At 70.8% G+C, this 12,937-nt stretch carries 10 protein-coding genes; 7 read left to right on the plus strand and 3 right to left on the minus strand.

Going from position 1 to position 12,937, the window contains the following annotated elements; genetic code table 11:
- Positions 1-42 precede the first annotated feature (42 nt).
- Both dxs and ACRX5S_RS34105 read right to left on the minus strand, forming a co-directional pair.
- Positions 43-2,013 (minus strand): 1-deoxy-D-xylulose-5-phosphate synthase, encoded by a 1,971-nt coding sequence (dxs, locus tag ACRX5S_RS34100; protein ID WP_436777077.1) that lies wholly within the window; start codon positions 2,011-2,013, stop codon positions 43-45.
- 218 nt (positions 2,014-2,231) lie between these two features.
- The gene (locus tag ACRX5S_RS34105; RefSeq protein WP_436777078.1) at positions 2,232-3,050 is read right to left on the minus strand and encodes a substrate-binding domain-containing protein; all 819 of its coding nucleotides are present in this window, start codon (positions 3,048-3,050) and stop codon (positions 2,232-2,234) included.
- A 184-nt stretch (positions 3,051-3,234) separates the two neighbouring features.
- Here ACRX5S_RS34105 and ACRX5S_RS34110 point away from each other — a divergent pair, with 184 nt between their 5' ends.
- Positions 3,235-3,687 (plus strand): hypothetical protein, encoded by a 453-nt coding sequence (locus ACRX5S_RS34110; protein ID WP_436777079.1) that lies wholly within the window; start codon positions 3,235-3,237, stop codon positions 3,685-3,687.
- 92 nt (positions 3,688-3,779) lie between these two features.
- Positions 3,780-5,186, plus strand: coding sequence for a hypothetical protein (locus ACRX5S_RS34115; protein ID WP_436777080.1), 1,407 nt, complete (start codon positions 3,780-3,782; stop codon positions 5,184-5,186).
- 77 nt (positions 5,187-5,263) lie between these two features.
- Here the strand turns inward: ACRX5S_RS34115 and acnA are convergent, their stop codons facing one another.
- Entirely contained in the window at positions 5,264-7,975 is a 2,712-nt protein-coding gene (acnA, locus tag ACRX5S_RS34120; RefSeq protein WP_436777081.1) for an aconitate hydratase AcnA, read from the minus strand.
- Between the two features lie 254 nt (positions 7,976-8,229).
- Between acnA and ACRX5S_RS34125 the strand changes: the two genes are divergently transcribed.
- The 5 genes from ACRX5S_RS34125 (at position 8,230) to ACRX5S_RS34145 (ending at position 12,883) form a co-directional block, all read left to right on the plus strand.
- Positions 8,230-9,249, plus strand: a complete 1,020-nt coding sequence (locus ACRX5S_RS34125; protein WP_436777082.1) for a Gfo/Idh/MocA family protein — start codon at positions 8,230-8,232, stop codon at positions 9,247-9,249.
- A gap of 77 nt (positions 9,250-9,326) precedes the next feature.
- On the plus strand, positions 9,327-10,784 hold the full coding sequence (locus ACRX5S_RS34130; RefSeq protein ID WP_436777083.1) for a DHA2 family efflux MFS transporter permease subunit: 1,458 nt from the start codon (positions 9,327-9,329) through the stop codon (positions 10,782-10,784).
- Positions 10,785-10,845: 61 nt separating this feature from the next.
- Complete coding sequence (locus tag ACRX5S_RS34135) at positions 10,846-12,108, plus strand: PP2C family protein-serine/threonine phosphatase (protein ID WP_436777084.1); 1,263 nt, start codon at positions 10,846-10,848, stop codon at positions 12,106-12,108.
- A gap of 9 nt (positions 12,109-12,117) precedes the next feature.
- Positions 12,118-12,462 carry an MHYT domain-containing protein gene (locus ACRX5S_RS34140; RefSeq protein ID WP_436777085.1) on the plus strand — a complete coding sequence of 115 codons (345 nt, stop codon included), beginning with the start codon at positions 12,118-12,120 and terminating at the stop codon, positions 12,460-12,462.
- A 49-nt stretch (positions 12,463-12,511) separates the two neighbouring features.
- The gene (locus tag ACRX5S_RS34145) at positions 12,512-12,883 is read left to right on the plus strand and encodes a PH domain-containing protein (protein ID WP_436777086.1); all 372 of its coding nucleotides are present in this window, start codon (positions 12,512-12,514) and stop codon (positions 12,881-12,883) included.
- Positions 12,884-12,937 lie beyond the last annotated feature (54 nt).

Below are 12,937 nucleotides of genomic sequence, written 5' to 3' on the forward strand. Positions count from 1 at the left end.
GAATCACCCGTACGCGCCGACTGTCGGACCAAGCGCCCGCCGCTACGACGCGCGCTGCGCCGCCTCGTCCTCGGAAGCCTCGGGGCCGACCGGCGGAACCGGCTGCACCGGCGAGACGCCGAGGCGGGCCACCTCCTCGACGACCTTGCGCGAGATGTCCTGCGCGTTCAACCCGATGCGGGACAGGATCGCGCCGGGCTTGGCGTGGTCCAGGAACTCCTGCGGAATGCCGAAGTCGCGCAGCGGGACGTCCACCCCCGCGTCGCGCAGGGCCTGCGCGATCGCCGAACCGACGCCGCCCGCACGCCCGTTGTTCTCGATCGTGACCACCAGGCGGTGGCGCGCGGCCAGCCCCGGCAGCTCGGCGTCGACCGGCTTGACCCAGCGCGGGTCCACCACCGTGGACACGATGCCCTGGTCCGCGAGCCGGTCCGCGACCTGCACGCCGACCTCGGCCATCGCCCCGACCGTCACGATCAGCACGTCGCCGGTCTCGCCGTCGCCGTTGCGCTCCGGACCGGTGCGCCGCAGCACGTCCATGCCGCCGATGCGGCCGACCGACTCGACCTCGGGACCGACGACGCCCTTGGCGAACCGCACCACGGTCGGCGCGTCGTCGACCTCCAGTGCCTCGCGCAACTGCGCCCGCACCTGCGACGCGTCGCGCGGCGCCGCGAGCCGCAGCCCCGGCACCACCTGGAGAATCGACATGTCCCACATGCCGTTGTGGCTGGCCCCGTCGTCACCGGTCACACCGGCCCGGTCGAGCACGAACGTCACACCGCACTTGTGCAATGCGCAGTCCATCAGGACCTGGTCGAACGCCCGGTTCAGGAACGTCGCGTAGACCGCGACCACCGGGTGCAGGCCGCCCAGCGCGAGACCGGCGGCCGAGGTGACCGCGTGCTGCTCGGCGATGCCGACGTCGTACGTGCGGTCCGGGTACGCCGCGGCGAACTTGTGCAGGCCGACCGGGATCATCATGGCCGCGGTGATGCCCACCACGTCCTGCCGCTCGGCGCCGATCTTGACCATCTCGTCGGCGAAGACCGAGGTCCACGACGATCCCGCCGCCTTCGCGAGGGGCAGGCCGGTCTCGGGGTTGATGACCCCGACCGCGTGGAACTGGTCGGCCTCGTCGTTGCGGGCCGGGTCGTAGCCGCGGCCCTTCTGGGTGAGGGCGTGCACGATGACGGGGCCGCCGAAGCCGCGTGCCCTGCGCAGGGCCTGCTCGACCTGCTCGGCGTCGTGGCCGTCGACCGGGCCGATGTACTTGAGACCGAGGTCCTCGAACAGGCCCTGCGGGGCGACGAAGTCCTTCAGCCCCTTCTTCGCGCCGTGCAGCATGTCGTACACCGGGCCGCCGACCACGGGGGTGCGCCCGAGGACGCCCTTGCCCCAGTCGAGGAACCGCTCGTACCCGCGCGTGGTGCGCAGCGTGGCGAGGTGGTTCGCGAGGCCGCCGGTGGTCGGGGCGTACGACCGCTCGTTGTCGTTGACGACGATGATCACCGGGCGGTCCTTGGCCGCGGCGATGTTGTTGAGCGCCTCCCAGGCCATGCCGCCGGTCAGCGCGCCGTCGCCGATGACCGCGACGACGTGCCGGTCGTCGAGGCCGCGGACCTGGTGCGCCTTGGCGAAGCCGTCCGCGTAGGACAGCGCGGTGGAGGCGTGCGAGTTCTCGATGACGTCGTGCTCGGACTCGGCCTGGCTCGGGTAGCCGGAGATGCCGCCCTCCTGGCGCAGGGCGGAGAAGTCGTGGCGGCCCGTCACGATCTTGTGGACGTAGCTCTGGTGGCCGGTGTCCCACAGGATCTTGTCGCGCGGCGAGTCGAATACGCGGTGCAGGGCAAGGGTGAGCTCGACGACGCCCAGGTTGGGGCCGAGGTGGCCACCCGTCCTGGACACGGAGTCCACCAGGAATTCGCGGATCTCGCCGGCGAGCACGGTGAGCTGCTCGGGAGAGAGCGCCTTGAGATCACGGGGTCCTCGAATGCTCTCCAGCAGGCCCACCCGTACCTCCTCAATCGGTCTGTCGCGGTCCTCGCCCGTCCCCCGGGCGGGAAACGCACTTATCGAGTCTAGACGCGGGAAAGGCCGCGTCCGGTTCGCCCCGGCGATCGGGCGCGTCATCGCGGGGTGGCGCCGCGTGGCGTTTCCCACGTTTGGCGGCCGGGGCGGCGGTCACGCCCGTCCGCGGGCCTTGCGGGGGGGGACGCCGGGGCCACCGCCTAGCCCAGGCCCGCGGACTTGCACGCGGCCGCGTACTCGGGCGTGCAGATCTCCGAGACCGTGTAGTACGGCTTCTTCGCGACGGTGTCCTTGACGTTGTCCTTTGTCACCGGGACGGGGGCGAGGACCATGGCGTCGACCTCGACGGTGCCGTTGTGCTTCTTCCGGTCGGCGTCCTCGAACTTCTCTCCGACCGCCGCCGCGACCGCCATGCCGGCCGCCGTCGCGGCCGCCGGCTGGTACGGCTTGAACACCGTCATGTCCTGGTCGCCCGAGATGACCCGCCGGATCGCCGCGAGCTCGGCGTCCTGTCCGGTCGCCTCGGCCTGCACCTTGCCGACGGCCTCGTTGTCGAACGATACGTAGCCGGCGATCGGGCCCTCGGCGAGCCGGTCGTACGCGATGACCGGGACGTTCCCGGCCTTCGCCGAGTTCACGATCGCGGCCGCGGCCTTGGTGTCGACGGCGTCGAGGACCAGGACGTTCACGCCGTTGGCCAGCATCGCCTCGGCCTGCTGCCGCTGGGTGTCGGCCTGCTGCCCGGCATTGGCGTACTGGACCTCGCACTTGGGGCACAGCTCGTCGACCTCGGCCTCGAAGAAGGGCTTGTCGAACCGCTCGTAGCGCGCCGTCGTGTTCTCCGGCAGCAACAACCCGACCTTGAAGCCCTGTTCGACGGTGGGCCTGGTGCCGCCCGCGGCCCCGTTGTCGGCCTTCTCGGCCTTCTCGGTCTCGTCGCCCTTGCCGCACGCGCCCACGCCGAATACGAGGGCGGCTGCCACACCGAGCGCCGCCGCGGATCGAAGCACCGTCTTCACATGGGCCTCCTGAAAACGAGGGATTTCCGAGGGTGCCCTTGCCCGGCGTCGGCCGCCGGGAGTGACAAATACGACAATTCCATCCGTTTGGCGGCGCTCACCTGGTGCGACAGCGCACCGTCACAAGCCACGCACACAGAGCCTGCGTACCCAAGTACGCAGTCCCTGTGTCATGATCGAACATGTGAGCGAATCCAGGTCCGACCCCGCCGCCCGACCCGCCTGGGAGCAGCCCGGGCGCTTCGAGCGGGCCGCCGCGGGCCGGACCGGGCAGGACGGGGTCGTACCGCCCGGATGGCCGCGCGGCGTCCGCCCGCCGGGCGCCGACGACTGGGAGCGCACCGCCGTCGCCTGGCTCTACGACCTCTGCCCGCCGGGCTACCGCCGCCACGACGTCCTCCGGCGCCACCCCGCCCTCCTCGCCCGCATGGCCCGCCAACACGTCGAGGCCGCACTCCAGGCCGCGCGCCACGGCTACGGCACAGCCCGCGCCGACCTCCGCGACATCGACGCCCACACCCTCGAAGCCGTCATGCGCATGTACGAATACGAGGGTTCCAAGACCGCCGCCCTCGAACGCGAAGTCCGCCTGGTGGAAGAGGCCTTGCAGGGCAAACGCTGGAACCCCCGCCTCTGACCCGCCCGTTCGCGACCAAGACGCGACCGATACGCTCCGCGGTCCGGGGGCCGGAGGCGCCGTCCCCGTGTGCGCGAGGAAGTCGGGGCGAAATGCGCGGAATTCGGATGCTCAAGGAGTGGCGCGACAGAGGATTCCGATCCCGGCGCCTCGCAGGCGGCGTCGCAGCGCTGGCCTTGGTGGCGGCGGCCTGTGACAGCGGCGGTGCGGACGACGTACGCTCCGCGGCCGGGACGCGCCCCGCCCAGGCACCGGCGTCGACGCCCGCCCAAGGAGCGTCGGCGGCCCCCGAACCCACCGGGCCCGCACAGATCACCGAGGCGGATGTGGCCGCCCTGTTGGCCGAGCAGACGCAAGCCTTGAAGACCGGAGACGAGGCGGCGTTCCTGGTGCCCTACGCGGACGCCGATCCCGTCCTGGCCGGCGAACGGCGGCGGCTGTTCGCGAATCTGCGGCTCGTCCCTTTCACCGTCGCGGAGTTCACCGCTCACAAGGTGCTCGAAACCCGTGTGGCCGAGGGCGCCGAGCCGGCTCAAGCCAATGTCCAGGTGCGCTTCCGGCACCAGATCACGGGAGTGGACAGGGCACCGGCCGTCGCGCTCTACCGATACAGGTTCACACGCCCCGCGGCGGGGGCCCCGCTCCGCATCGAGACGGTCACCGGTTACAAGGGCGTCGGATATCCCGCGGCCTGGGACCTGGGCGACATAACGGTGGTCGATCGGCCGCATGTCGTCCTTCTTGCGGCCAAGGCGGACCAGGCGTCAGCCGCCGGATGGGCCGATGAGATGGAGACGACCGCGGCGGCGACCTTGGCCGCGTGGAAGGGCCCCGTCGGACCCACGAACCGGTTCCTGGTGTTCGCGGCACCGGACCGCGATCACTACTCCCGCGCCTACCAGTTCGAGGAGACGTCTGCGACGTCCGAGCCGATCACGATCTGCCGCAGCACGCCCGCCGAAGACGGGCACCCGAATGTCTGCGCGATGCAGGGGACTCCCGGGACCCCGCGCATCGTCGCCCTGTCCCGCAGCGGCGCATTCGCCCCCAAGAGGAGCACCGACGACTCGATGTGGGTGCGCGGGGCGTTCGCCGACGCGCTGATGTCCGTGCAGTGCGAGGGAAGGTGCAACAACCGGGTGTGGGCGTCACGCGGATTCGTCTACACCCAGATCTGGGGCTACACCGAGGCGAAGAGCACGTACCGGAACGCCGCGTACTGGGTCGCCAAGGCCGGGGGTTTCAACGGGAAACTGCCCGGTACCGAGGCGATCTGGAGCTTGCAGGGCGCCGAGTCCGACGCCAATCGCTATGCCGCCTCACTGGTCGTGCACTACATGGCACTGACGTTCGGCCCCGAGAAAACCCACCAATTCGTGGCCGCAATGCTTCGCGGCGACGACGACAGCGCCGTCGACCAGGCCCTCAAGGAGGCCATCGGGTTGGACAAGGCGACGTTCGAGAAGCAGTGGGCGGCCTGGGTGCGGGCCGCCGCATAGGTTGCCCGGTCGCATGCGAACGGGCCGCCTCCCCTGGTGAGGGGAGGCGGCCCGTTCCGGGTCCGGTGCGGTTCAGGTCACTTGGTGACGAGGGAGCGCAGGACGTACTGCATGATGCCGCCGTTGCGGTAGTAGTCGGCTTCGCCGGGGGTGTCGATGCGGACCACGGCGTCGAACTCGACCCCGGTGTCGGTGGCGACCTTGACCGTCTTCGGCGTGCTGCCCTCGTTGAGGGCGGTGATGCCGGTGAAGGAGAAGGTCTCCGCGCCGGTCAGGCCCAGGGAGTCGGCGGTCTGGCCGGCCGGGAACTGGAGCGGGATGACGCCCATGCCGATCAGGTTCGAGCGGTGGATGCGCTCGTAGGACTCGGCGATGACGGCCTTGACGCCGAGGAGCGAGGTGCCCTTGGCGGCCCAGTCGCGGGACGAGCCGGAGCCGTACTCCTTGCCGGCCAGGACGACGAGCGGGATGCCGGCGGCCTGGTAGTTGACGGAGGCGTCGTAGATGGTCGTCACCGGGGCGTCGGACCGGGTGTAGTCCTTGGTGAAGCCGCCTTCGGTGCCCGGCGCGATCTGGTTGCGCAGGCGGATGTTCGCGAACGTGCCGCGGATCATCACCTCGTGGTTGCCGCGGCGCGAGCCGTACGAGTTGAAGTCCTTGCGCTCGACGCCGTGGTCCGCGAGGTACTTGCCCGCGGGGCTGTCGGCCTTGATGTTGCCGGCCGGGGAGATGTGGTCGGTGGTGACCGAGTCGCCCAGCTTGGCCAGCACCCGGGCGCCGGAGATGTCCGCGACCGGCGTCAGGTCCATCGTCATGCCCTCGAAGTACGTGGGCTTGCGCACGTAGGTCGACTCCGGGTCCCACTCGAAGGTGTCGCCGGTCGGCACCTCCAGCGACTGCCAGCGGTGGTCGCCCGCGAACACGTCGGCGTAGGACGTGGTGAACATGTCCTGGTCGATCGAGGACGCCACGGTGTCCGCGACCTCCTGGTCCGACGGCCAGATGTCGGCGAGGTACACCGGCTTGCCGTCGGCGTCGACGCCGAGCGGCTCCCTGGTGATGTCGAGGTCCATCGAGCCGGCGATCGCGTACGCCACGACCAGCGGCGGCGACGCCAGGTAGTTCATCTTGACGTCGGGGTTGATCCGGCCCTCGAAGTTGCGGTTGCCGGACAACACCGAGACGGCCGCGAGGTCGGACGCGTTGATCGCGGCGGAGACCTCCTCGGGCAGCGGGCCCGAGTTGCCGATGCAGGTGACGCAGCCGTAGCCGACCAGGTTGAAGCCCAGCTTCTCCATGTAGGGGAGCAGGCCGGCCTTCTCGTAGTAGTCCATGACGACCTTGGACCCGGGCGCCAGCGTGGTCTTGACCCACGGCTTGACGGTCAGCCCGCGCTCGACGGCCTTCTTGGCGAGCAGCGCCGCGCCGAGCATGACCGACGGGTTCGAGGTGTTGGTGCACGAGGTGATCGAGGCGATCACGACGGCACCGTGGTCGATCTCGTACGTCTTGCCGTCAGGAGCGGTGACCGTCGTCGGCGAGGTCGGGCGCACGCCGTTGGCGGGGGCGTCGGAGGCCGGGAAGGACTCCTTGCCCGCCTCGTCGACGTCCTTGACGTAGTCCGGCAGCGCGGCCCGGAACTTCGTCTTGGCCTCGGCGAGCACGACGCGGTCCTGCGGGCGCTTCGGGCCGGAGATCGAGGGCACAACGGTGGCGACGTCCAGCTCGATGTACTCGGAGTACTCCGGCTCGACGGCCGGGTCGTGCCACAGGCCCTGCTCCTTGGCGTACGCCTCGACGAGCGCGAGCTGCTGCTCGGGACGGCCGGTCAGGCGCAGGTAGTTGATGGTCTCGCCGTCGATCGGGAAGATCGCGCAGGTCGAGCCGAACTCCGGCGACATGTTGCCGAGCGTGGCGCGGTTGGCCAGCGGCACGGCGCCGACGCCCTCGCCGTAGAACTCCACGAACTTGCCGACCACACCGTGCTTGCGCAGCATGTCGGTGATGGTCAGCACCAGGTCGGTCGCGGTGACCCCGGGCTGGAGCTTGCCGGTCAGCTTGAAGCCGACGACGCGCGGGATGAGCATCGAGACCGGCTGGCCGAGCATCGCGGCCTCGGCCTCGATGCCGCCGACGCCCCAGCCGAGCACGCCGAGGCCGTTGACCATCGTGGTGTGCGAGTCGGTGCCGACGCAGGTGTCCGGGTACGCCTGGCCGTTGCGGACCATGACGGTGCGCGCGAGGCGCTCGATGTTGACCTGGTGCACGATGCCGGTGCCGGGCGGCACGACGGCGAACTCGTTGAACGCGGTCTGGCCCCAGCGCAGGAACTGGTAGCGCTCCTTGTTGCGGCCGTACTCGATGTCGGTGTTGATCTCGAACGCGTCCTGGCGGCCGAAGACGTCCGCGATGACGGAGTGGTCGATGACCATCTCGGCGGGCGCGAGCGGGTTGATCTTGGCGGGGTCGCCGCCCAGCTCCCTGACCGCCTCGCGCATGGTGGCGAGGTCGACGACACACGGCACGCCGGTGAAGTCCTGCATGATCACGCGGGCGGGCGTGAACTGGATCTCCTCGCTGGGCTCGGCATTGGGGTCCCAGCCGCCGAGGGCGCGGATGTGGTCGGCGGTGATGTTCGCGCCGTCCTCCGTGCGGAGCAGGTTCTCCAGCAGGACCTTCAGGCTGTAGGGGAGCCGGGCGCTGCCCTCCACCTTGTCCAGCTTGAAGATCTCGTACGACTCGTCACCCACGTTCAGCGTGGTGCGGGCGTCGAAGCTGTTCGCGGACACGACTGCTCCTATCTCGGTTCCACGGCCGGCACCCTGAGCGGCCGACGGCGGGGGCCCTACGTTTATCTTGACGTCGAGAGAACTCTACTCTACGCCGACCCTGCCGTGCCCCTACCCCCGATGCCGTGTGTCACCGGGCACGCACCCGGGCGGAACCGGCCCCGGGCCGCACGCGCGCCGGTCCGGAGGGGCGTGTCAATGCGGGAGGCGCGCCCTACGATGCGCGCAACAGGCCACACCTTCAGGGGGCTGCCATGGAACGGATCCGGATCGGTGTGCTGGGGGCGGCGCGGATCGCGCCGACGGCGCTGACGCGGCCGGCCCGGCTGGTCCCGGAGGTGACGGTCGCGGCCGTCGCGGCGCGGGATCCGGAGCGGGCCGAGCACTTCGCCCGGCGCCAGGGCATCCGTACCGTGCACCGCACCTACGCGGACCTGCTGGCCGACCCCGACCTCGACGCCGTCTACATCCCGCTGCCCAACGGGCTGCACGCCGAGTGGGCGGTGCGCGCGATGGAGGCCGGCAAGCACGTTCTGTGCGAGAAGCCGATGACCGCCAACGAGGCCGAGGCGCGCGAGGTCGCGAACGCCGCGAAGCGGACCGGGCGCGTGTGCGTGGAGGCGTTCCACTGGCGCTACCACCCGGTGGCGCGGCGTATGCGGGAGATCCTGGACGAGGACGAGTTGGGCACGGTCCGGCACGTGTCCGCCTCGATGTGCTTCCCGCTGCCGGCGTTCGGCGACATCCGCTACAACTTCGCACTGGCCGGCGGGGCGCTGATGGACGCCGGCTGCTACGCGGTCAGCGCGGTCCGCCACCTCTCCCCCGCGCCCGCCTCGCCCGCGGAGCGCATCGAGGTGACGGCGGCCCGCGCCACCACGATGGGCCGCGATCCGCGCGTCGACCGTGCGATGGACGCGCGCCTCACGCTGCCGGGCGGCGCCACCGCCACTGTGCACACCTCGCTGCTGTCGCGGCGCGTCTTCGCAGTCAATGCCAAGGTGGTCGGCGAGCGGGGAGAAATGTCGGTAAGCAATTTCGCGGCGCCGCACTACTGGCACCGGTTCTCCGTGACCGTGGACGGACGGAGGCGGCGCGAGCACCTGGGGCACGCCGCGAAGACCTCGACGTACCAGTACCAATTGCAGGCCTTCGCGGACGCCGTCCTGCGCGGACGCCCGCCGCACACCCCCGTGGACGACTCCGTCGAGACCATGCGACTCATCGATGCAATCTACCGTAAATCGGGCCTTCCGCTCCGAGGCACGGTGTGAACACGCGAGGTCACAGCGCGAGTTGACACATCCGAGGGGGCGGACATCCGCAGCCCGCTGAGGTAGAACGAGTTTCTGTGAGGCACCTCAGCGAGCTGAACCAGAAGGTCGTCGTCAGCGTGGTCTTCGTGGCCGCGATGTTCATGACCGTCCTGGACTCGACGATCGTCAACGTCGCGATCCCCGCGATCGCCGACGACTTCTCGACGTCCCCCGAGTCGGTCGGCGGCGTCAACGTCGGGTTCCTGGTCAGCCTCGCGGTGTCCATCTCGGCGGCGGGCTGGCTCGGCGACCGGTTCGGCCAGAAGCGGGTCTTCCTGTTCGCGCTGGCGGTCTTCACGGGCGCGTCCGCGCTGTGCGGGCTGGCCCAGGACCTGCCGCAACTGGTCGGCTTCCGAGTCCTCCAGGGCATCGGCGGCGGGCTGCTCACCCCCGTCGGCATGGCCATGATGTTCCGCACGTTCCCGCCCGCCGAGCGCATGCGCGCCTCGCGCTTCCTGATCATCCCGACCGCGCTGGCCCCCGCCCTCGGGCCCATCATCGGCGGCCTGATCGTCGACCACGCCTCGTGGCACTGGGTGTTCTACATGAACGTCCCCTTCGGCGCGGCCGCCCTGCTCTTCGGCGCGCTGTGCCTGCACGAGGAGAAGCAGCCAAACGTCGGCCCGTTCGACCTCCCGGGCTTCCTGCTCGCCGGGGCCGGGCTGGCGTCCGTCCTCTACGCGCTCACCGAGGGCGCGCAGGAGGGCTGGACGTCGCCGCTGATCCTGGGCTTCGGCATCGGCGGCATCGTCATGCTCGTGCTGCTGGTTTTCGTGGAGGCGCGCACCGAGCACCCCATGCTCGACCTCGGGTTGCTGCGGGACCGGCTGTTCCTGACCTGCACCATGGTCACGGTCACCTCGTCCGCGGGCTTCCTGGGCACGGTGTTCGTCCTGCCCATCCTCATCCAGCGGGCACGCGGGCTGGAGGCGACGGACAGCGGCCTGACCACCTTCCCCACCGCGATCGGCATCATCCTGGCGACGCAGTTGGTGTCGCGGTACTACCCGAAGGTGGGGCCGCGGCGGCTCACCGCGTTCGGGCTCACCGGCACCGCCGTCATGATCGCGCTGCTGACCCGCATCGGCCCCGACACCGACCTGTGGTGGGTGCGTCTTGACCTGTTCCTCACCGGACTGTTCCTCGCGCACGTCTTCATGCCCGCGCAGACCGCGGCGTTCGCGGCGATACCGCTGCCGCGCATGGGCGCCGCGTCGACGCTGTTCAACGTGCAGCGCCAACTCGGCGCGGCGCTGGGCGTCGCGGTGCTCGGCAGCGTCCTGACCGGGGTCGGCATCTTCACCGCGACGCCGCAGGGGCCGCGCCCCGACTACTCCGCCTACCACTGGGCGTTCGCCGCGGCGGCGCTGATGGCGGCGGTCGGCGTCGTGTTCGCGCTGCTGATCCGCGACCGCGACGCGGCCTCGACGATGGCCCGTCCGGATGCCCCGCCGAGCCCGGCGGAGAAGGACGCCGCGGAGCACAGCGCGTAGGACGCCGCCGTACGCCCGTACGGGTGATCATTCGTGTGACCTCACCACATAGGGTGACCGTGTGACGCGGCAAGAACTCGATCTGTGCGCAGATGACGCACCGTCAGCCGACCGGCAACCCGAAGCCGCGCGGTCGGCGCCGCGTGCCTCCGCATCGGACGGCAAGGCCACCCTGCGCACGTGGCTCCGGCACAACCGCGCGGCGGTGCGCAACGGAGGGGCGGCGTACGCGGTGCTCCTCGCGCTGTTCTGCGCGGGCCTGTTCGCCGGCGACGCGCTGCCCGGCGCGGTGGCGCTCGGCATCGTGCCGCCCGCCTTCGCCGCGCTCTGCCCGCCCTGGGCCGTCGCGCGCCTGGCCGCCGCCGCCACCCTCGGGGCCGCGTTCCTGACGACGGCGTACGACGACGCCGGACCGGGCACGAAGGCCATCCACCTCTGCGTGGTCGTCGGGCTCGGCGCGGTCGGCGTGTGGGCCTCGGCGACGCGCGTCCACCACACCCTCCAGCTCGGGCAGGCGCGTTCCGCCACGCTGATCCTCCAGCGCACGGTCCTCGAACCCATACCCGCCGACCTGCCCGGGTACGAGGTCTCCGCGCTGTACCTGCCCGCCGACCTGGAGACGAAGGTCGGCGGCGACATGTTCGCCGTCGTACGGTCGCGGCACGGCATGCGGGTGCTCATGGGCGACGTGCGCGGCAAGGGGATCGGCGCCGTCACCACCGCCGCGACGCTGATGGCGTGCTTCCGCGAGGCCGCGCACTACGAGCCGAGCCTGCCGGGGCTGGCCGCGCGCCTGGAGGAGCGCATCGCGCAGATCGACGAGGAGCGCGCCGGGCCGGCGGACGAACGCTTCGCCACCGCCGTGCTGTTCGCCTTCGACGACCCGACCCACATGCGCATGCTCTCGTGCGGCCACACTCCGCCGATCCATCTGCGCGGCGGCCGGGCCGTCGAGTTGGAGCTGCCGATCAACGCGCCGCCGCTCGGCACCGCGGCGCTCTACGACGAGACCGAGTACCCGGAGTACCGCGTCAGCTATGTCCCCGGCGACGTCCTGGTCGTGGTGACCGACGGCGTCACCGAGGCACGCGACCCCGCGGGGCGGTTCTATCCTTTCGGCGAGCGCCTCATCCGCTGGAGCCACCACGGCTCGCAGCGCATCGCGCACGAGCTGGTCACCGACGTGACGATCCACACCGGCGGTCGGCTGCACGACGACGCGGCGGTCCTGGTCGTCCGCAAGTCACCGGTGGAGGCGCCGCGGGTCGACGACACGGGCGCGGAGCCCAACGCCGGCTCCGACCACGTCCCGCACGTCGCCTGATCCGGCGCGGTGACCGGCACCGGGGTGGCCACGATGCACTACATGGGCATGGCCGCGCTGCGCATGCGCGGCCATGTGTCCTACGACCCTGCCACCGTGGTCATTTCGGTCGGCGGCGCGATCGTCGCGGCCACCCTCGCGCTGTACGCCGGTCACCATCGAGCGTGTGCCGCCCGCGAGTTGAGGGGCCGCGCGACCGTGCTCGCGCTCGTCGGGGCATGGGCGCGGGGATGCGGGGCAGGGTTCGGACAGGCCCTCGGCACGGTTGTCGGCACGGGTCGTCGGGACGGTTGTCGGGAGGTTGTCGGGACGGGGCCCGACCATTGGGTTCGGCGTCCGGTGCTCATAGGCTGACCGGGAGACGCCGCCGTACGGGGCGTACGGCAAGGGGAAAGAGGGGGCAATGAGTTCCAACATCGCCTACGACCGCCGCGAGCAGTTGGAGAAGATCCAGAGCGGGCTGCTGCCGGGCGAACAGGTGCTGGCGGTCTACGACGCGAAGGGGACGGGGACCGGGTTCATCGGGCTCACGGACCGGCGGGCCATCCTTCAGGACAACTCGTTCGTGGGGAAGAAGATCGCGCTGACCTCGATCCCGTACTCCAAGATAAGCAGCGTCAGCATGGTCACCAACAAGTCCTTCGCGGGGTCGTTCTTCAGCTCCAGCGAGGTGGCGATCCACGTGGGGACGCAGACCTACCAGATAGAGATGCGCGACGACCAAAAGGGCCGCCACGTCCACGACTTGATCCTGCACTACATCATGGCCGCCTGAGCGGCCGCGCTCGGAACGCCGCGCTCGGAGCGGCCGCGGGTCGGCCGCGGGGGG

The sequence above is a fragment of the Yinghuangia sp. YIM S09857 genome, from assembly GCF_051388915.1.
Lineage (GTDB): Bacteria > Actinomycetota > Actinomycetes > Streptomycetales > Streptomycetaceae > Yinghuangia.